Origin of the sequence: Pseudodesulfovibrio nedwellii, assembly GCF_027923765.1 — a bacterium.
Lineage (GTDB): Bacteria > Desulfobacterota > Desulfovibrionia > Desulfovibrionales > Desulfovibrionaceae > Pseudodesulfovibrio > Pseudodesulfovibrio nedwellii.
This window is the reverse complement of the sequence record NZ_AP026709.1, coordinates 953,272-973,318: the sequence shown is the minus strand read 5'-3', so window position 1 is coordinate 973,318 and position 20,047 is coordinate 953,272. Positions and strand designations below refer to the sequence as shown.

Annotated in this window: 20 protein-coding genes and 1 tRNA gene; 5 read left to right on the top strand and 16 right to left on the bottom strand. The window is 47.9% G+C overall.

All coding sequences use genetic code 11. The annotated features are described in order from the left end of the window. Nucleotides 1-10: 10 nt before the first annotated feature. The 9 genes from SYK_RS04800 to SYK_RS04760 form a co-directional block, all read right to left on the bottom strand. Nucleotides 11-670, bottom strand: coding sequence for an amino acid ABC transporter permease (locus SYK_RS04800; protein ID WP_281762463.1), 660 nt, complete (start codon nucleotides 668-670; stop codon nucleotides 11-13). Nucleotides 671-674: 4 nt separating this feature from the next. Continuing rightward, nucleotides 675-1,334 (bottom strand): amino acid ABC transporter permease, encoded by a 660-nt coding sequence (locus SYK_RS04795; protein ID WP_281762462.1) that lies wholly within the window; start codon nucleotides 1,332-1,334, stop codon nucleotides 675-677. Between the two features lie 74 nt (nucleotides 1,335-1,408). Beyond that, entirely contained in the window at nucleotides 1,409-2,215 is an 807-nt protein-coding gene (locus tag SYK_RS04790) for an ABC transporter substrate-binding protein (RefSeq protein WP_281762461.1), read from the bottom strand. A gap of 86 nt (nucleotides 2,216-2,301) precedes the next feature. Further along, nucleotides 2,302-3,141, bottom strand: coding sequence for a MurR/RpiR family transcriptional regulator (locus SYK_RS04785; RefSeq protein ID WP_281762460.1), 840 nt, complete (start codon nucleotides 3,139-3,141; stop codon nucleotides 2,302-2,304). Nucleotides 3,142-3,961: 820 nt separating this feature from the next. Further along, nucleotides 3,962-4,507: a tetratricopeptide repeat protein gene (locus SYK_RS04780; protein ID WP_281762459.1), complete on the bottom strand. Its 546-nt coding sequence runs from the start codon at nucleotides 4,505-4,507 to the stop codon at nucleotides 3,962-3,964. A 52-nt stretch (nucleotides 4,508-4,559) separates the two neighbouring features. Continuing rightward, the gene (locus tag SYK_RS04775; RefSeq protein WP_281762458.1) at nucleotides 4,560-5,471 is read right to left on the bottom strand and encodes a FecR family protein; all 912 of its coding nucleotides are present in this window, start codon (nucleotides 5,469-5,471) and stop codon (nucleotides 4,560-4,562) included. A 97-nt stretch (nucleotides 5,472-5,568) separates the two neighbouring features. Beyond that, nucleotides 5,569-7,308, bottom strand: a complete 1,740-nt coding sequence (locus SYK_RS04770; RefSeq protein WP_281762457.1) for an autotransporter domain-containing protein — start codon at nucleotides 7,306-7,308, stop codon at nucleotides 5,569-5,571. Between the two features lie 920 nt (nucleotides 7,309-8,228). Continuing rightward, nucleotides 8,229-10,679: a winged helix-turn-helix domain-containing protein gene (locus tag SYK_RS04765; RefSeq protein WP_281762456.1), complete on the bottom strand. Its 2,451-nt coding sequence runs from the start codon at nucleotides 10,677-10,679 to the stop codon at nucleotides 8,229-8,231. A gap of 146 nt (nucleotides 10,680-10,825) precedes the next feature. Beyond that, the gene (locus tag SYK_RS04760) at nucleotides 10,826-11,617 is read right to left on the bottom strand and encodes an alpha/beta hydrolase family protein (RefSeq protein ID WP_281762455.1); all 792 of its coding nucleotides are present in this window, start codon (nucleotides 11,615-11,617) and stop codon (nucleotides 10,826-10,828) included. A 329-nt stretch (nucleotides 11,618-11,946) separates the two neighbouring features. Between SYK_RS04760 and SYK_RS04755 the strand changes: the two genes are divergently transcribed. Further along, nucleotides 11,947-12,231, top strand: a complete 285-nt coding sequence (locus SYK_RS04755) for a transposase (RefSeq protein ID WP_281762454.1) — start codon at nucleotides 11,947-11,949, stop codon at nucleotides 12,229-12,231. Nucleotides 12,232-12,292: 61 nt separating this feature from the next. Next, nucleotides 12,293-12,715, top strand: a complete 423-nt coding sequence (locus tag SYK_RS17680; RefSeq protein WP_353618282.1) for an IS3 family transposase — start codon at nucleotides 12,293-12,295, stop codon at nucleotides 12,713-12,715. A 448-nt stretch (nucleotides 12,716-13,163) separates the two neighbouring features. Here SYK_RS17680 and SYK_RS04750 read toward each other — a convergent pair. The 5 genes from SYK_RS04750 to rdgC all read right to left on the bottom strand — a co-directional run bounded on the left by SYK_RS04750 (nucleotide 13,164) and on the right by rdgC (nucleotide 16,711). Then, nucleotides 13,164-13,250 (bottom strand) — tRNA-Leu (locus SYK_RS04750). A gap of 52 nt (nucleotides 13,251-13,302) precedes the next feature. Continuing rightward, on the bottom strand, nucleotides 13,303-14,985 hold the full coding sequence (locus SYK_RS04745) for a YcaO-like family protein (RefSeq protein WP_281762453.1): 1,683 nt from the start codon (nucleotides 14,983-14,985) through the stop codon (nucleotides 13,303-13,305). After that, nucleotides 14,985-15,560 carry an arylesterase gene (locus SYK_RS04740; protein WP_281762452.1) on the bottom strand — a complete coding sequence of 192 codons (576 nt, stop codon included), beginning with the start codon at nucleotides 15,558-15,560 and terminating at the stop codon, nucleotides 14,985-14,987. Before SYK_RS04740 ends, SYK_RS04745 begins: the two co-directional genes overlap by 1 nt. A 2-nt stretch (nucleotides 15,561-15,562) precedes the next feature. Beyond that, nucleotides 15,563-16,084 (bottom strand): hypothetical protein, encoded by a 522-nt coding sequence (locus SYK_RS04735; RefSeq protein ID WP_281762451.1) that lies wholly within the window; start codon nucleotides 16,082-16,084, stop codon nucleotides 15,563-15,565. 12 nt (nucleotides 16,085-16,096) lie between these two features. Then, nucleotides 16,097-16,711, bottom strand: a complete 615-nt coding sequence (gene rdgC, locus SYK_RS04730; protein WP_281762450.1) for a recombination-associated protein RdgC — start codon at nucleotides 16,709-16,711, stop codon at nucleotides 16,097-16,099. Between the two features lie 163 nt (nucleotides 16,712-16,874). On the opposite strand from rdgC, the gene SYK_RS04725 reads away from it, so the two are divergent. Further along, nucleotides 16,875-17,246 carry a hypothetical protein gene (locus SYK_RS04725; RefSeq protein WP_281762449.1) on the top strand — a complete coding sequence of 124 codons (372 nt, stop codon included), beginning with the start codon at nucleotides 16,875-16,877 and terminating at the stop codon, nucleotides 17,244-17,246. On the opposite strand, the gene SYK_RS04720 is transcribed toward SYK_RS04725, so the two are convergent. Then, the gene (locus SYK_RS04720; RefSeq protein WP_281762448.1) at nucleotides 17,243-17,869 is read right to left on the bottom strand and encodes a PilZ domain-containing protein; all 627 of its coding nucleotides are present in this window, start codon (nucleotides 17,867-17,869) and stop codon (nucleotides 17,243-17,245) included. The genes SYK_RS04725 and SYK_RS04720 overlap by 4 nt on opposite strands. 195 nt (nucleotides 17,870-18,064) lie before the next feature. Here SYK_RS04720 and SYK_RS04715 point away from each other — a divergent pair, with 195 nt between their 5' ends. Further along, entirely contained in the window at nucleotides 18,065-18,208 is a 144-nt protein-coding gene (locus SYK_RS04715) for a hypothetical protein (RefSeq protein ID WP_281762447.1), read from the top strand. Between the two features lie 75 nt (nucleotides 18,209-18,283). Here the strand turns inward: SYK_RS04715 and rfbA are convergent, their stop codons facing one another. Then, nucleotides 18,284-19,177: a glucose-1-phosphate thymidylyltransferase RfbA gene (gene rfbA, locus SYK_RS04710; protein WP_281762446.1), complete on the bottom strand. Its 894-nt coding sequence runs from the start codon at nucleotides 19,175-19,177 to the stop codon at nucleotides 18,284-18,286. A 137-nt stretch (nucleotides 19,178-19,314) separates the two neighbouring features. On the opposite strand from rfbA, the gene SYK_RS04705 reads away from it, so the two are divergent. After that, nucleotides 19,315-20,046: a DUF1614 domain-containing protein gene (locus SYK_RS04705; RefSeq protein WP_281762445.1), complete on the top strand. Its 732-nt coding sequence runs from the start codon at nucleotides 19,315-19,317 to the stop codon at nucleotides 20,044-20,046. The last annotated feature ends 1 nt before the right edge of the window (nucleotide 20,047 follow it).

Sequence of the window (20,047 nt, the reverse complement as noted above, 5' to 3'; positions counted from 1 at the left end):
TTCCTTGAAACTAAGTAGTCTTTTGTTTGAGCCGCTTTTCCAGATTCGCGGAAAGGTGGAGAATCGGGTAGCAGAGCGCAAAATAAAACACGGACAGGACCGCGAATGTAATCAGTGGTTCCATGTTGGACTGCATCTGAACCCGAGCCACACGGGTCAATTCGGTCAAAGCAATGACAGAAACAACGGACGTGTCCTTGATGTGCAGAACGATCTGCCCGGAAAGGGGCGGTAGTGTTAGCTTGAAGGCCTGCGGGATGATGACATACCGCAAACGTTGGTATGTGGTCAGAGCTAGTACTTTTGCCGCTTCGTGCTGAACTGTGGGAATGGACTGTAAAGCACTGCGGATGATTTCAGAGACATACGCCCCCGAATGCATAGACAGAGCTAAAATACCTGTTGTCAGGGCGGAAAGCCGTAGGCCGAAAAACGGCAGCACGTAGAACAGAAAGAACAGAATCATCAAGAAAGGCAGCCCTCGCATGAAATCGACATAAATGCGAAGAATTTGTGAGAGTACTGGTATTTTGAGGAACCGGACGAGGCCAGTAAAAACACCGAAGAGTATGGCTATGACGAAGCCTGCTACGGCCAGAAGAAGGGTCGCGGGCAGTCCTCGTTCCGCAAGGAGGACAAAGAGGTTGCCGGTCAATGAAAGTATATCCATTATCTTACCATCTCCTCATGCGTTTTTCGAGGAACGAGGTCCCGTAGATAAGAGTCAGGATGATGACGAGGTAAAATACCATTGCAGGCAGGAATGCTTCCATGGGACGGAAGGTTACAGCCTGAGTAACGGCGGCAGCCTTGGTCAGATCGACGACGCCCATAACAGAAACAAGAGCTGAGTCTTTGACCAGATAGGACGCTTGTCCGATTAACGGAGGAAAGATGTTTCGAAATGCCTGGGGTAAAATTACGTACCGCATTTTTTGCGAATACGACATTGCCAGGCAGTCTGCAGCTTCATATTGAGTTGTATGGATGGACTCAATGCCCGCTCGAATAATTTCGGCGGCATAGGCACCAGAGTTGAGCATCAAAGCCATTACACCCACCAGAAAGGCGGGCAGGATGATACCGAATTCCGGCAAACCAAAAAAGAGAAAATACACTTGCACCAGAAGTGGTGTTGAGCGGATGAACTCCACGTAAGCGGTTGCTGATCGTTTCAGCCATGGCTTGTGTGAGAGGCGGGCCAATGCGACCATGACACCCCACACCACGGCGAGTACGATGCTGATAAGAGAAATGAGGATGGTATTTTGCAAGCCTGTCATAATATCAGGCATGTAATTGACCATCATCTGGTAGTTGAAATCGTAATTCATTATTTAGACCGTTTTAACAGGTGAAAAAACGGGGCAGGGATTTCCCCTGCCCCGATGACATGTGTCAGTATCGTCTACGGATGCATGTTCCAGTCGGCCTGCCAAGGCTTGCCGAGCCATTTCTCGTAGATTTCACCATATTCGCCGGTGCGCATGATGGTGGCGAAGAACAGGTCGAGCCAGTTCTTCATGCGGTAGGATTCGAAGTCCGGGCGAACTGCGTATGCATATGCGTCAGGCTGGATGTTGCCTTCGAGCATGGTCAGGCCTTTGACCTTTTGGGGGAAGCTCATGACGATGAGTTCATCGTTCAGGGCAGCGTCAACACGACCGTCTTTGAGAGCCTTCAGCTGGTCGCCGTCCAGTTCATAGGTGACGAGTTCAGCATTGGGGAGTTTTTTCTTGGCAACGGTAGCACCGATGGCGCCAGCGATCGCACAGATTTTTACGCCGGGTTTGTTCAGGTCTTCCCAGGACTTGTAGCCTTTGCCGTCGCGGGCAACAGCGAAAGTACCGGTCATGAGCCAGGGGTGAGCGAAAACGACTTTGGTAGCGCGTTCCATAGTGGCGGACATGCGAGCACCGATCAGGTCGATACGCTGGGAAAGCAGGGCAGGAATCAGGCCGCCCCATGCCATGTCTGCAACTTCAACTTCAACGCCCATGTACTCGCCGAGCTTGTTCATCAGATCAATTTCAAAACCTTCGGGCTCGCCTTTGTCGTTACGATAGGCAAAAGGCGGGGCAGCCAGAGTGGTGCCGATGACGATTTTGCCGTCGCTTTTGATTTTGTCCAGAAGATCTGTCTGGGCGGAAGCGACAGAACCGAGGCCGAAAGTCATGATGAGTGCCAGGGCAGACAGTAACCAGATTTTACGCATAGAATCCTCCTGATTTTTGATGATTGAACCGCAATTTATTAATACCACACCTATTTTTTCATACGAGTCCGAATGGACCGGCATGATTAAATTATTTTTCCGAGAAGGGCACGTTTCACCTTGTCGAGGCGGTCGAAGCCTTCTTCATTGACAAGGCGCATTGCTACGGCCACGAAGAGCGTGTCGAGAAGGGCAAGCTGCATGAGCCTGCCAGCTTTGGGGGCGAGTCGAAGGGCTATTTCACGAGAGGAAACGCACAACGGGATGTCACAGTGTTTTGCGACTTCAGAATTCTTTTTGCCCAGAATGCCGATAACCTTGGCGCCGGTTTTTTTCGCTATTTCGGCGGATTCGATGATGTCTTTGGTGGCACCTGAGTGGGATATGACAACCGCGACGGCGTTTTCGTCGAGCTGGGCTGCGCTCATTACTTGCATGTGAGAGTCGTTGTAGGCAACACAAGAGACGCCGAGACGGAAAAATTTATGATGTGCATCGAGCGCGATGACACCGGAACCGCCCATGCCGTAAAATTCCCAGCGGGTGGCGGCAACCATAGTGTCCACTGCATCTTCCAGCATACGCCGGTCCATGCCTCGTTCTGTGCTGCTTACAGCCTCGACCACAGAGCGCATGACATTGGTAAAGATGGAGTTGACCGAGTCGGTTTCGGTGATGTCTTCGAGGACTGTTTTATCGATAGGGTGTGCACTGGCGAGACGAAGCTTGAGCTCCATGAATCCTTTTAGGCCCAGTTGTTTGCAAAAACGGACAACCGTAGGATCACTGGTCTCGGCCAGTGTGGCGGCTTCGGAGATGGAACCATTCATGACAACGTCAGGAGACCTTAAAACAAGGTCTGCTACCTTCTGTTCAGATTTTCGCATTGTAGGCATTTCTGAACGAATTGTTTCAAAAATATCCATGTGATCCCCTTAATGAAGCCTCTGTTTGACACGTTAGTCAGTCGTTCTTGTAAAATTACAACATTATTACGACATTGTGTCAATATGACTTTCTCTTTTTGGTTAATACTTATATATAACTGTAATTAATGATTTATTTTTCTTTACTAAAAGATAGCAATACTACATGTCCCTCTTCTGAAGGAGGTTTTGTCTTGCCATCTATACCATTTTTGATGTTTTTGTAGTTTTTCTTCATGGCGTAGCCGGGAGGTGATTTTTCTTTTGATCAAGAGTGAAGACGACAACCTATCCCCACGGTTAGCGCGGGGTTTTGTCTAATACAGAGTGTTGGCCTAAACAGGGTGTCAGTGTGTAGGGGGGCGTCAGCAAAAGGTGACCTGTGGTCTCAAATAAAAGGTCAATTCTAATATTGCCAGTTTTGGATAAGGAGTGAGGGGGGGGATACTTCTTAAAATTAGTTGGTGCTATTGTGTGGTTTTTCCCTGCGAATAACGAATTTGAGTATGATTTTAATAAAAATAATGGCGGCGGGGACAGAAATTCCTCCACCAATAAAGCCTTTCTAAAAAACAGGAAGTGTTGTCCACCAGTTCATGTCTTTAATCCTATCTAGAGTTTAAATTAGTTTTAATAATTCAAAGCATTTGTCATACTTACGATTTTTTGATATTTCGTTTGGTACGATTTCATAATTTTCATCAAAAAGTAAAGGGCTTATGTTATAAGACATAAGCCCTTTACTTTTGGTACTGGGGTGGGATTTGAACCTGCACAATCTTGTGATCAAGTGATTTTGAGGCGTTTATATAAACGTTCATTATAATTCGTATAAAGTCGCAAGACCTTCCTGTGTCAGAAGCTTATCTTTGACCGGGAATCCTGCACTTTTTGCCTCATGCATCCAGTATTCGGCTTTGTTGAGGTCTCTGCCTACGCCAAGGCCCGCAGCATACAAGTTGGCCAGATAATACATTGCTGTGTCGTTGCCGTCATCGGCCGCGGCAGTAATTAAGGTCGCGCCTTTGTCGGGATTTTGGGGGATGCCGTCACCGTAGATATTAAACAATCCCAACATGAGTCGGGCGTTGTTGTTTCCTTGATCAACAGCTTGTTCAAGCAGGCCGGCGGCCTTGGGGTAATCCTGTGGGACGCCTTGGCCTTCCGCATACATTACAGCGAGATGATACATCGCGTTAGAATTGCCTTGATCCACGGCTTCTTCGTACTTCAGGCGGGCAGTAGTATAATCTTTTTTCATATATGCCTTGGTTCCCTGACGTTCGACCATGACGCTCATGCAGCCGGTCAGAAATATCATCAGGAATGTAAGAATCAGGATGTGTTTGAGATAACGTCCCTTCACTTTTTACAACCTCCTTCGAATGCATCATTATGCAGTTTCATTTCATTCTGGCCTAATAATCACCGTACATATCGTCGACATCGGCAGGACCGTCGCTACCGAGGCCTGCTCCATTATTTGAGGATTGATCGGATTCAGCTGCTTTGTGGGCACTTTTTTGCAAAGTTATATTATTAAGATTTCCGTAATTTGGATGCTGATTGAGTCCACCGAGATTTCCTTTGCTTCGGCTAATGGCCGCTGCAAACGCATTGATTTTGCGGTCTTTGTCGGTTTTGCTTTGGGCATCGCTTGTTTCTCCCTGTGTGGTCTGAGGGGCGGCTTTGATAACTCTGGTTCGTGTCTCCGGAGCTGTGGGGGATGGATTGTTCAAACCTCCGTCAGGAGCTGCCTTTACGGAAAAACCGGCTCTTGAAATGGTTTTCTGCATTTTGGAGGTAGAGACTTCGACCACATGTCCGGGAGCTATGGAAAGTACGCCGATTTCTTCCTGTTCTTTCGTAAGTTCGGCAAATACTTCAGTGCCTCGAATGCCTATTGTCGTCATTGGAGTTACGAGAGCAAAAGCATCAGGGTTCTGCTTGACCACTTGACCAGTTACGTAGCGAAGCGTTCCGACTCCGGCTTTTAATAGTATTTTGGATGCAGAGGGCGTTGCGGAATACACGAATTCATCCAGGGAGGTGCTGGAATCCGGGCCTTGCGAAAATACGGAATCGTCCTTGAAAACGATTTCAATATTGCTTTTGCACCCGGTTTTTATGACATCTTTGGTTCTTACCGGAGCATTCAAGTCCAATGTGCGCATGGCTCCATCAGGTTGGGTTGCTGTCGCAGTTCCCATTATGGAAACCACTTCACCGATGGCATCGGGCAAGTCTGCTGCGAAAGATAAAACCGGAACCGAACAGACAAGCAACAGGACCAAGAAGAAGAGATATTGTACCTTCGCTACCAGTTTCATCAGAAGACCATGCCTTTATATTTATTTAATAGATGGTTGCGGTTCTCAAATCGTATGATTTTTAAGGTTTGATTGGTTGCTTGATTTAAAATTCCTACTACCAGAGTTGATAGCTGAGCCCCATGGTGGCGGTGAGGTCGGGGACGGTTTCGTCGTCACACCCCATGGCGAATCCGAGGCTGGAAGTAGCTTCCAAACGTTCAGTGATGTCCCAGCTTGCACCTACACCCGCATCGGCCCAGTCTTGGTCCAATTTTGCGCCGGGATAGGTGAACGCTCCCAAGCCGATTGTGCTGCCGCCCATACCTGCGGAGGAGTCCTCAAAGCGATGATCCCAGGCCAACCAGGCCCAAGTGCCGACTTTGTCGAAGAGGGCCGCGTCGGCTCTAAGGCCTGCCCGGATAGAGTTGGATGTTTCAGTTCGGCTTTCAAAGCTGGCCGGGAAAGGGCCCCCGGATTCTGAGTAACTGTCGATATGCGTGGTTTGCCAAGTGTATTCGGCGAAAGGCGTCAGGTCGAAAGAATCGGTCATGTTTTTTGTCCACTGTACTCGACCGGAAAGACCGAAGACATTTGCGTCTGTGGAGCCGGATGAAGTGGCACTTCCTGCGCCATTGGCATAGCCTCGTGTCAGGTCTAGCGCCACGGATTGCCATAAAGCAGACAGGCGGAATTCAAATCCGGTTTGTTCCGGAGAGTAGACGGCAAAAACACCGGGTCCGATGGCTCGGATACTTTGGTCGCCACCGTGATTTGTCTTCAAATCCCGCATGTCACCAAATAGGCCGCCACCGAAACGCCATTCGTTGCCGTTGTCCCAAGTGAGGCCGACACCGCCGCGCAGACCGAGGTCATCGCCGTTCAGCTCAATGTTTGATCCCACGGAGCCGATGACCCACAGGTCCATACTTCCCGGCATTTCATCACCGCTCGACAGGCCCCGTTCGGCTCCACCTCCGGCAGTCTCGGTGCCGGGGGTGGTTACGTGAAAATGTGCGCCTTGTCCGCCCGCCACGTTGCCCAGACGGCTCATGGAAAGCTGGCCCATTCCGGAAACCGCTGATCCGACTTGCCCCATGGTTGCCAGAGATTGGTTAAGCTGGTCAGTGGTGATCACTCCACCCGCGCCAAGGTTGGCAATGAATATTGTACTATCAGCTCTCTGTCCCGTAATGAGGTCGCCATCGTCACTTAAGCCTGTGGCGGTCATGAAATAATTATTGGGGTCCGTTTGTACGCCTTTGCTTATGAGAGCGTCATAAAGCGTTTGAACCGTGTAGGAGTTACCATTTTCTGTCCAAATGGCTACTTCTGAGATTGCACTACAAACATCACCAACAATGACTGAACCGTTTTTGTTAACAAAACGAGCGAGGTTGTTATGATAGCCACCGGACGGGAGAACAGTCAGTGAATTGGTCGTTATATCCCACTTAGCTGCATGACGGTATGTTTCTATGACATATCCGACTGCCGTCGATCCATCGTCGGTGATGTCCCGTGCGGACCCACTAGTATAACTCCCAAGGGATAAAGGCGTGTCAACCAAAGTAGTTCCGACGGTGGGTGTTTTCCATATCATTGGTTTGTTTGCCATAGTTCCTACTGCTGTTCTTACGCCAGCGATGTTGTTGCTGATGGCATTGAGTGCGGGCATTGACCCTGTGGGACCGTACGAGATCGAATAATCAGTAATACCACCTGCAGTGGTCCAGTTGTCGGAGGATACCGCTATCAATGCTTCATTTGGTGCGCCGACACTAAGCCGTGAACCGAAAACGGCATGACCATCTGAACTGATCCCTGCTAAGTCCGGGGTTGCTATTAGCGGAGTCAAAAAAGTTGTTGTTTGGTGATTCGTCCCGGAGTATATATAAAAAAAACTCGAATTTTTCTTTCCAAGAATATGAGACCCGTCTTGTGATATACCAACAATCTCGGCTGAAGAATCTATGAGGGTGCTGCTGCCGAGGGAACTGGGGCTTGCGTAAATGTTATTGTTTCGATTGATAATAACGGTGGAACCGTCGCCGCTAATAGCACTATTAGAGCCCTCAGTTAGGGTAAGGCTGACCGCCTGGGCTGGTAAGCACTGGAGCAGGGCTAGGAGCATGGGCAATAAAATTAAAAGGGCGAGACGGCTTGGAGAGAAAATAATATGGTAGATAGGCCGCATGGGGAATCTCCTTAGGTAGACGTCTGTGTCGCTATTGTTTTCGCAGTTTGGACAGAATTTCAGTTTCTATAGGCAAATAAAATGTCGATTCAGCGTATTGTTTTTATAGTCTTTTTTTAGATTGTAGATCGAAATATGAAGACATAAATTGCCTAGTACCCATTTGATTTTTGGGTCGCAATATCACCTTGGGTGATATCGCGAATAAAATTCATTTATTTTGAGTGCTTATTAAAGAAAATTTATTTATACTAATGTCGGCGGTTAACAACGTGGGCGGGCCTTTAAAAAATAATGAGAGTGGCGAATGTTATTTCGTGTTGCATCTTCTTGTTTGTGTATGAAAAATTTCGATTATTTCCTTCAGTGAAACGAACAAGAAAAGAACGGCATTGGATATGCTCCAATGCCGTTCTTTTAGATGAGTGAAAGAATACTGACTTCTTGAAAATATTTGCCTCACTTCTTATGCACATTTTTGTGTGATCGAAAAGTAGGGCAGATAGATGTTGTCTTTTGGGTCTTAAGAAAAAATATTTTAGGTTGAATTGTTTGAGTAAAACGACGAAACAGGCGGATGGTTAAAAAATATTGTTTTCTTGCTTCAAAAAGTAATTTTTTAACTGTTCTCGATTGTTTATACCGAGTTTTTTATACAAGGCGGCAAAATAGCGTTTAACAGAATTCGGAGCCAAACCGGCGGCACCGGCGATTTCTTTATATGTCATACCGGTCATGGCCAATCGTCCAAGTTCGCTTTCCCGAGGAGTGAGAGAAGGAGTGACCTTTGAAAAAAAACGGAAAATGATACCGTTGCGGACTTTTTCCAACTTGGTGGACAGTTGCAAGATGCGGTGAATATCGTAGCCATATGAATCGTCGTCTTTCAGGCCTTTCAGCTGTGGCAAAAATGTGGAGTTTGTTGCAAAGGGCATATATATTTTATCCGGCAGTGCTAATTCAAGAGCGGCAAAGAGCGCTGTGTCCGCCTTTGCATATAAACCCAACCCCGTGTTACCCGCAGCAATAAATAGATTTGCATAGATGGAGAACATGATGTTTTGGCGGTACGTGCCCTTTTGTATAAGGCGAGAAAAGTGGGCAACCAATTTTGCGTATTCCCTGTTGAGTAACAAGGTACCACCAAACACAATGTAGGCCCAGCCCCCGGCGAAAGCATAGAGTTTCTTTTCACCGTCTTGCAGCAACCAATTGGGGATTTTTTCCGGTCGGTGAATACTCATATGCAAAAAACCAGTGCATAAATCCGTTGTTTGCAGCAGAGAAAAGGCCTTTTCTTCTTCCACACGTTTTCGCATGATTTGTAATTGATTTATGGATTTGTCGTATTCACCATGTTGCATTTCTAATCGGGCAAGTAGAAAAAGAGCGCATACTTCAATGTCAATTTGCTTGTACGTCTGAGCCGTTGACAGAGCCTGATGACTGGCGATAGCGGCAGATTCGAATTTCCCGGCATTATATAACGCCTCTGCCAACATGATATCTTCCGCTCCGGCTCCGTGCATACCTGTGAGTTGCGAATATTGTGGCAGGCAGTCGTGCATTTGTTTCAGTTCTTTTTCCAACATCCCGCTTTTTCTATGAAACATATATAGAACCGAAGGAGATCCCATAGTCCATGGGTCTTGTCCTGAAAGACGGCTGCCATTGTTTTCCGATTGCTGGAAAAATTGTGCAGCCCGTTTGTGGTGGGCCGACATGGCCACGATATCGTTATACTTGGTGAAAGCGCGTAAAAGCTCCATCTCACCTTTCCAACCGTTAGCTGTCGGATCATTCTCGGGTAAGGAGGAGCAATAGTGTCCCAGGCGAGCAAGTAAGTCAGAAAAAGTTGGCAGATCCTTGGAGCTGAGGGCTGCCATGGCATATCGAAACATGACGCCGGGATATTGATTCATGGAATCCGGACTGCATGTACGGAAAAGGTCCATCAACAGGCCGTTTCCTTCCGTGACAGGCAGGTGTTCAACTACTGTGTCCAATAGATCGAGTGTCTCAGTGTCGTCGTGAATTTCCTTTAGGAGTTTGACTGCTTTTCGTATTTCGTCATGTTCAATTAACCATTTGGCATTATTCAGATAGATTTTTTGCTGCTGTCCCACCGGCAATGTTTTAAAATGTTGTAGCAAAAAATCTCGGAACAGAGCGTGAAGTATGTAACTTTCTGTCGTCGAATCGTAGCTGATAAATGCATTACGACGTAGGATATCTGTAAGGACTGCCTCCGCATTATCATAACAGAGTCTTGCCTGATGTACGGTGAATTTTTCCAAAGGAGAAAGAGCTATAAGCAGGTGCCTTGTCTCATCTTGCAGTTTGTCGAAGACCTGATTTGTCAACAGTGCTGATAGTCCCGTGGGAGCTGCCATTTTTCCATGCTGAGAATAATGCAGCAGATACAGATACAATGCGCTTATCCAGCCGCCTGTCGCCTTGAGCAATTTTGCAGTATCCGTTTCATCTAGCAAGATGCCGCATTGTTTGAAGTAGGCCTGCATTTCTTTCTTGTTAAGTGCAAAAAAGGTGGGGCCGATTTCCGTTATAATCCCCTTAAGTAAAGGTTCTGCGAGCATTTGACTCGGCGCATGGCGAGAAATGAATACAATCGGAGGGAAAACGCCTTGGCGAGCGAGAAGCAGGCAAAGTTGAATAAGCTGTCCAGCCTCTGATTCCTGCAAAAGGTGCACATCGTCAAAAACCAGTACTGCTTTGGAGGGATAATTCAGACGGGCGAACATACCTCGGACTGTGTCCATTTTTACGGGATCGGTGGGGTAGCCAAGTTTTTCCACAGCTTCCAGAACATCGACTTCTCTGGGCAAATTTTTACGAAGCACACAGCAGAAGTCTCGCCAAAAGGCGTCCTTATCTTTGGTTAATACGGAAACCCAGATGGTCTGAATTTTTTCTTTCTGAAGGTATTCTCTAACGGCGACAGTCTTCCCGTACCCCATGGGGGCATGAATGAACGAGATTGGCTTGATGTGAATCACGGAAAGGGCACGCATCAGTCGCTGGCTGTGGTATAGAGTCGAGGTGTCAATTGAAGAGGAGAGTGTTCGCATGAAGTGAATATCGCCTGAATAAAGTTCGAATGTAAAGAGCGTTACGCATTTTCTTAATATAATACAGGTTGTGTGTGAAAACGTCGAGATCAGTTATTCAAGCGCAACTCGTGAAGTAATTCAGGCCACGCTTTTGCCCAGTCTTCGCCCCCATGCGCCAACTCTGGCACTATATGGACCGTCGCAGGGGCATCTGGGCCGAGTTTTGCTACAAAAGAGTTTGTAACTTTTGTGTTGATGTTGGTATCTGCCGCGCCCAAGAAATGCACTTGCGGTAGGGAAGAAAGTCGTTTGACGTGTTCTGTTGGATTAAGTGATCCGTAAAGTGGCGTAAGATTGTGCATGGCTGTCCACACAGCATGGTCGAGGTTGCCGCAGACAGTAATCAGTGCTGCGACATCCGTTCGCCGCTCGGCCAACAGGGCTGCAACTGCTCCGCCCCCTGAAAACCCGACTAAGACTACACGTTTTGCATTAGCCGATTTTTTGGCTGCATTCACAAGACTGTTCTCGGTTTGTAAAGTCGCCTCGGAAAATCTCCCAGAGGTCCAGCTTTTATTGGTGCAGGAATCTCCTGATATATATTGGCAAGGGCGACCGACATATGCCACGGCAGCTGCATCGTCTACGCGGGCCAGAAGTAACGCTGTAGGGGTGATGGGTGTTGGATCGAGAGAAGGAGTTGTAGGCGTGGAGTAGGCCACGCCGTCGCCTTCAATATAGATATGAACAACATCGCCTTGCCCTCGCATCCAGCCAACAGCAGGTAGAGGTCCACCTGAATCGAGGCGGTTCCAAGTTGAGTCTAACGCCATTGATGCAACCACATCGCTTCGCGCACACCCAACGACGTTCGTTAGGAGCAGCAGCGAAAGTCCCATCAAATGGCTTAATACTATTATATACTTCATGGGAGAGTATATTCAACATCTGATGACGGGGGCGTCAAGGCGTGTACGTTTTTTTGAGCCTGAGTAGTGGCGAATATTTGGGCCATGGCAAGATGTTTTGGGGCTAATAGCCTGACGCATTCATACAGGAAACGTGTCTGCAAGCGGCTGTGGTCATATGTGGACCATTAAAATTTATTGGGTGGCAATCTGTAGTTAAACGAAGAGCACACCTTCACATGGGGGGGCTCTTAGAGGTGGCCTCAGAAAACTGGACCACTTGTTTAGGTGGACATATAGTCGTCGAAGGAGGCTCGATCATGTCCAAAAGAAGACATTTTTCAGCAGAGTTCAAAGCCCGTGTCGCACTTGATGCATTGTCCGGTAAACACACGATTTCAGAACTGGCCAGCAAACATGGCGTTCATCCCAACCAGATTTCCACGTGGAAGAAACAAGCTAAGGAAGAGATCGTCGAATCCTTTTCCGGCAAGACCAAGAATATCCCACAAAACAACGAAGCGCAGATCAAGGATCTTTATGCAAAGATCGGCCAGTTGACTGTGGAGAAGGATTTTTTGCAACAAGCCTTCGCCAAAATTTGAGCTGCGGGCGAAGGCACAAGGTCGTCGACAACGGGCATCCAAATCTCAGCGTTCGACGACAATGCAAAGTTCTGCAATTACAAAGATCAACATACTATTATCAGCCATCGGCGAGTCTCTGCTCAATCTTGTATTGATGCGGAAGATTGATGAGTTGTTTATGGAATTGCCGTTTTTCAGCTCCAGACAAATGCGGAATATCCTGCGAGATACGGGGGATTCTGTTGGTCAAAAGCGGGTGAGGAGGCTGATGCGAAAAATGGGTTTGATGGCTGTCTATCAAAAGCCTCGAACGAGCCAGCCTCATCCTGGGCATAAGGTTTATCCATACTTGCTTCGAAATCTGCCGATCACAAAGCCGAACCCAGTTTGGTGCACGGACATTACGTATATCCCCATGAAACGTGGATTCCTGTATCTCGTAGCTGTCATGGACTGGCACAGTCGCGCAGTTCTCTCTTGGCGATTGTCGTACAGGAAGTGAGCTGCGTGAGGCATTGGCGTGGTGGTTTGATTTCTATAATAATCGTCGGCCTCATTTCACTTTTGACGAAATAAAGCCGATGGATGTATATCAAAATTCCAAGCCAGAGGGGGTACCCCCTCTGGCTTGGAATCAAAAGGCAGCGTAACCCGTAAACTCGTCCACCTTAAATTCGCTGCTCAGTGGCCCGAAGAACCGAGGCCACCTCTTTGTTTGTTTCGGGAATCCCTTCTAAGTACCTGTTTTATCACTACAACTGCGATGATACGTAATTGAAGGAGATGACGGGATGGCACGCTTTTGGGTATAGTATTCAATTTATGAATAAGATGGAAGACGAGCGAGGCTTGATGGCTCTTATCAAATGATATGGTTGTACAGTGAGTGTACAAAATAATTTTCATAGAAAAAGGGCTTTTGAGAGAATCTCAAAAGCCCTTTCAATTTCTGGTACCTGGGGCGGGATTTGAACCCGCACGACCTTGCGATCAAGGGATTTTAAGTCCCTGGTGTCTACCAGTTCCACCACCCAGGCGTGAAGATTTGTTTCATTATCCCGCAAAAAGGCAGGACGTCAATGGTTTTAGTTATTTGAATATTGCTAGATAATTTTGGAATAGTCGGGGGCTGACTCTGGAGTATTGGTCGAAGTCGGAAATAAGCTCAAGGCCGGGAATGACGGCACGGGTGACAGGGATATCTAGGTCTTTGCGGGTCATATCTACGTAGGCTGGAGTGTAACCATTGGCCATGAGGGTCTTTTCGAGGACCATGAGATCGCCTTTTGCGCTTCCAGTGGAATAATTAGGCAGGTCTTCAAGGCGTCTGGTTTCAAGGCCTTCCGGTGCCGGTCCGCTTGTGGGGCCTGGGTACGGATATGCTGTTTCAGTTAAGGCAGAGACCAGGGCGGATTGGCCATTCAGGCTGCAACCGCCCCCTTTGTTTACATCGCCATGCTTGCCGAGGACGACAGATTTGTAGCAGGGCACGCCGAGTTCCGTGGTCATGTCCATGAACCAGACGTCGATGCCGTCAGTCTTGTAGCCGTCCAGCAATTTGGAAATTTCCGGGTCATCTGTTTCAATGTGGAAACAACGTTTTGGGTCGTAGAGCATGGTGGCATCAGAGTCTCGTTCGATGACTTCTGTCAGGGCGGCGACTTTAGCCTCGGTAATGGTGTTGCCTGAGGCTAATCCAGTAGAACCTAGGGCGCTGAACAGACTTTGTTCGTCCAGATTACAGAAAAGGAATATAAATTGGGCCGGGATCAGGATGGATGTTGTCCCGCCGTTTCCATCTGGTCGTTGGCCTTCCAACCAATGGAGTTTTTGACTTGCGTAAGGGACTTCCAGTCGAACGTCGTTTGGATTGATCGCGTCCTGGCTTAATTCGTCATATGTTCCATATGTCAGCGGGTACTTTTGTTTGTAACCGACAAGACCGTCTTTGTTGGCGCTGGCGTATGAAGAGAATCTTTCGGCCATTTCCATACAGCAGGAAGCGTCTGCCTGTTTTCGGGACAAGCCTCGACCGTAACTCGTTTGGATACCCTCAAGTGAATTAGAAAGCGTTCCGTTCACCGAGCGCGTTTTGACCATCCAGTGACGCAGGCTGGCTATGGGCGACAAGGAGGCCTTGTGTGCCATGACCGGCCCAAGGAAGGCATCCGCTTTGTCTAGTGCTCCGAAGGCTCGTTCAATTGTTTCTTCCAGCGGGCAACGAGGTTTAGCTGGCGGGAGTTGACTGTTCAGTTCTTTGCGTATCACGCTTGCGGAGATTGAAGTGGGTAAGTCCAAGTCGGTTTGCGAATACAGCGGTTCTGGTGCGTCTTCAGGTGCGGGCAGCGGAGCCAGGGTGAAGATGTTTTCCCCAAAAAGATTGATCCATTCGCGATGCAGCGGTTGATCTTTTACGAGTCGGGATCGGATGTGGATAGCCGGGGTGAAGTCGAGCAAAGCTGCCGGGTCCAGACCGTCAAATAAGGGAAGCAGGGGAGCTTGTCGAGAATGGCAGATGCACGCTTCATACATGACAGCGGTGAGAATTGGATCGGACTGCCCTTTGTCCTTCATCGCTTCTTTGATGAGCTTCTGAAGCTTGCGGGTACGAAAATCCTTGAATCCCTGAAGCACGAATTCATGCATGTAGTCGTCATGCGGGTGCTTTCGCAGATAGTCTGTCATTTCGTTGAAACTCAGATTGGCGTCCGGCATGGCGGCGAACATGCCGACTCCGAAGTCCGTATCCATCATTTGCAGCTTATAGCGCATCAATCCCTCGTCTGTACTGTGTTGATCAATTCACGGGTTTGCGGAAGCAGAGAGTGAGCAATAGCTTCCACTCCCTCGACATTGGGGTGCATCCCGTCGAGTAATGTCAAAGAAGAGTCTCCGAAGTAGCTACTTAGGATATCCGGGAACAACGGAAGCCTGAAACTTGTTGCCAATGTCGGAAAAATCGGATCGAAGCTCCGTTTGTATTCAGCCCCCATGTCTGGCAGGGCAGTAATACCTACCAGCAAAACAGGTAAATTCTGTTTGATGATGGTTTTGATGACGGAAGAGGCCGTAGCCATGATGCTTTCAGCCGGGTAGGCCATGAAGCTGTCATTGGCTCCGAATTCAAGGATGACAGCATCCGGTTGGACTTGCAGAACTGTATCGATTCTGTTGAGACCGTCCTCGAAAGTATCACCGGAAATACCAAAATTAAGGCAGTCTACATGGATGCCTTCGTCAATCAGCAGACGTTCCAGAACTTTGGGTAGGGCTTCGTCTGAGGTAAGGCCATATCCTTCGGTCAGGCTGTCACCGAAGCAGGCTATACGCAGGGGCCTTTGTTTCATTGTTATCCGTTGATCCAAAGTTTGACGCTGGCAGATTCTTCTTTCCACGCCTTGCTCATGCGCAATTTGAGGAATTGGGTGAAGACGATGTCGAGCATTTCCAGACATCGTTCCAAGAGAAACATTTTTTCAAGGAATTTTGCGTCCGGGTCGTCCCCTTCGTCGTCCTTGGTGGCAATCTTTGGTGTTTTGAGGCCGGAAAGGCCAAAATCGGCGGCGTTTACTGATACCAGCCAGTCGTCCTGATCCATTGAAAAGAGGAGTTGGGCCTTGCTGACTTTTTTGCCGGTACCCAAGCCGGTTTTGGCTTCGGACAACTCTCCGGCAGGGCTGGACACAGTGGCTGTGGCCTTGGTTTCACCTTCGCCGCCTTGAACTGAGAGCTTTTGCTCCATGTGTAGGGTGAAGGTACGTTTGTCCTCTAGGGCGAACAGCACGTTTTCATTGTCAGTCTTGTACCAGAGCCATGTCAGGAAATCCTGACCAAGCAGAGTGTTTTCGCGTTCGACGAGTGAAAGATCCATGAACTGAAATCCTTATACAAAAATGGTGGGATCGAGATTTTCCAACTTGGGCGCGGCTTCTTCGCCGAGGACATCCATGGCCATGAAAAATGGAGTCAACGGCTCCAAATGTAGATCGAAGGTCAGGGCGAAGTAGTCTTCAAAAAGAGCGCAGACCTTGGAGTTGGTGGTGGTCACATAGAGACGGTTGGTTGATGGATTCCAAATGATATCAAACATGGCTGGAATCGGTAATGTCCGAGCTCGTAGTCGGAGTGTTACCTGCTCCTTGAGTTCCCGTTTGCGGTCGCGGGATACGAAATTCTTGCCCTGTTCTTTGTTGTGCTCAAGCTCCTTGTTGAGCGCAATAGTTGTGTGCTTTTTGAGTACTGCTGGCGGAATGCGGCGAGTATCCAAACGTAAACCAAAGGCGAAGTATTCCGCTTTTTCAGGCGGAGACTGTGTCCAGTTCATGTCCAGCATGTCGTCAATGTTGGTCCAGCCGAATGATCGCTCGTCGGCTGTGGCGTCTATGTCGACAAAGCAGAATTTCTGGAGTTTTTCCGGGACCTCTTGAAGTAGGTCCTTGGGAACTTCTTCAATGATACGGTATCGTGTCAGCCCGAGGCTGGCGGAAAGTATGCTCAACTGAGTCTCCTCAAGTAGATGTGTGTTTCGTGGGGAGTCTTTGAGGTAAGATCAAAGTGCGCTTTTGTCCAGAAATTTTGGGATGTGGATGGCCTCATATTTGTGCCTGTCTGCTTGTTTTCCTGAAGAGCAGAGGGTACATGTCCACAAATAGGAGAAAATCATGGCCGATCATGTTTTGTTGGATTTAATAGAATTCCTTGAGAAAACCAATGCGGATGTCCTTCGTTTGGAAGGAGAAGGAGAAGAGGCTCTTCAAGCCGATGGGCAACGTGATTTTCAAATCAAGCTGGAGGAAAAAGCGAAAATTCTTTCCGCCCTTGGCGAAAATGCGTGGAAATATACTGAAAAGATCGAAGGAGCATTGGGAGCAGAAATCTCAACGCGTCTTGAGCAGTTCTCCATGAGTGCGGGGGCAGCCTTGCGCATCGGGAGCGTGTTTTTTATGACAGCCCTGCTTTACCCTGAAGATCACAAACCCGGTGAACCCAATGATCTCGAGACCTATATTGCGGAGTTACGCCAACTCGTTTAGGTCGGTAGCTTGAAGTTCTGATCTTTTCTGGTTGCTTTTCGAGCGGCCTGCTCTTTTTGACCTATAAGTACGATCTTGTGAACAGCGTCGTCTTGCGTTCGGTCAAGCTCAACAAAAATACAGCCGACATTCCCTTTTTCGTGGCGTCTGACTTGGCACAATATGTTTGTCGCCAAATTTGTACCCTTGAGAATGAGGTCCATTTTGATTTTGACTCCGGCCTTGATGCGGGGTTTTGCGAATTTGAAGCCAAGACCTGTCGCGCTGATATCGGAGACTTCAAAGGCTTTTTTGAGCCGGGGGATGTTGACAGTCAAGCCTTCCACCGAAATGCGGATGGCATTGCGCTTTTTAGCATAGGCATCATCTGATTTGAGAGAAATACTGAAACCGAGGGCCGTTTCATCAATAGGGTCGGAAGAGACTTGTTTGGATTTTTTCCGGCCTTTAGCCTTCGTCTTGACCTCGAGCGACATGTCGGATGTTTTTTTTACAGCTTTTTTCTTGCGAGTCGCATTTTTTTTCTTGGTTTTTGGGGTGGGTGTCAGCCCTTGGTTTTTCTTTTTACGGGTGGCAGATTCGGACGAGGAGAATATGTTTTTCAAGAAGTTGAGAAGACCCATTGTTCACCACTTTTGCTGCTGATTGATGAAAACTTGCATGGAAGTGTATTGAAAAGAAGAGTCTATGACAAGTGATCGTGTGAGCTATGAAATTCTTTGGTTCATTTTTGCGGAATAGGGTTGACAATTCGTCCTTTTGGTGAGCAATAAGATACATCTTTTCAAGCAAAAAGCGGATGATCGAGGAGGAATAAGATGATTGGCGAACTGCTTTCCGGAATGGCTCACAGCTCGGGTCCCGGCTTTGTCGGCGTATCCCTGATTTTCATTTATCTCGCATGGATTCTGACCATCGGTATTATCCGGGTCCGTGAAGCCATGAATGAAGACCATCATTAAACAAAAAAAACGCGACGAATTCGCCGCGTTTTGATTTTGATGTAAGACCGCTTTCCTTGGGGGGAAGGCGGTTTTTTATGTGCTTGGACAGGAATCCGTGGAGTCTTCAAGGACCACGTCCAGAAGATATTGACCATAGCTGTTATTGCTCATTTTGCACGCCAGCTCCTTGAGTTGATCGCGGGATATGAAGCCCCTGCGGTACGCAATTTCTTCGGGGCTTGATATGACGTACCCCTGACGAGCTTGGACTGCTTGAACAAAGCTTGATGCTCCGTGCAAGGACTCGTGGGTGCCCATGTCGAGCCATGCGTATCCACGGCCTAACGTTTGCACTTCAAGATCTTCCTTTTCCAAATATATTTTGTTGATGTCGGTGATTTCCAATTCGCCGCGAGCTGATGGCTTGAGTGATTTTGCTATCTCGATGACGTCATTGTCGTAAAAATACAGCCCTGTGACTGCATATTTTGATTTTGGTTTTTCGGGCTTCTCTTCGATGGACAATGCTTTGAAGTTGGTGTCGAACTCAACCACACCGTATCGTTCAGGATCTTTAACCAGATAGGCGAAAACAATACCGCCTTTTTCCAAGTCTCCAGCCTTTTTGAGAATGGATCCAAGACCGTGTCCATAGTAGATGTTGTCGCCCAAAACCAGACATACGGAATCGTTGCCGATAAAATCTTCGCCAATGACAAAGGCCTGGGCCAATCCTTCTGGTTTCGGTTGTATTTTATATGAAATATTCAGCCCGAGTTGCGAGCCGTCGCTCAGCAAATTTTTGAAATTGGGCAAATCTTGAGGGGTGGATATGATGAGTATGTCTCTTATGCCTGCTAGCATAAGTGTAGACAAAGGATAATATATCATAGGTTTATCATAAACGGGAAGGAGTTGTTTGCTGACGACGCGAGTTAGGGGATGGAGTCGCGTGCCGGAGCCGCCTGCGAGGATAATGCCTTTCATGGGTGCCTCTTGGTCCTGTAATTTACATCAAGTTCGAGTTGGGTTACATCCCAATTGCATGACTTCTGCTCTAGTATAGGGGCGGGATAACAGAAAAATCAACCGGCATTTGACGAATGGAAATGCAAGGTGAATGAATGTATCCGTATTTTCAGTTTTCAGGCGGCATGATTCCGGCACTGCTTTTATTGGTAGCGCTCTTTTTTCTCTTTATTTTTTTGCCGGTTTCTATGGTAGCTGAGGCGTTTTCGAAGCTCGGTTTGACACCCGCTCAAGGTGTGTTGATGTTCATCGCCATTCTTGTTGGCAGGGCTATGAATATACCGTTTTTTACGAGTGAGAGGCTTGTCGTGGTTCCAAAACCGCGTTCGGTCAGCTTTGGTTTGGATGAATTCGGAAGGCCGGTTCAGATTGAAGAAGATGGCACCAACGAATTGAAAAAGCAGGTTTTCGCTGTCAATGTTGGTGGGTTTTTGTTGCCGCTTTTGCTCAGTTTCACCTTTTTGATTCGTCAACACATGATTGGGCAGACGGATGGAGTCTATCTCTGGATCGGATTTGCCATGATCATGGTTACACTTGGTTGTTACATCACAGCCAAGCCGGATGTACTGACAGGGCTGCGTATTCCTCTGGTTCTTCCGGCAATCATGACGTTTTTATCCGTGTATTTTTTCGTGCCTGAACCTTTCAGGCCTGTTGCCGCGTATATAGCTGGAACCATGGGAGCCATTATCGGTGGCAACCTCATTCCATTACTTATTCCCCGTTTTCGCAATTCCGTTGGTACGCCCGTGGTTTCCATTGGTGGACCAGGAACGTTTGGCGGTGTGTTTGTTGCGGGAATTCTGTCTGTGCTTTTAGCCTAAC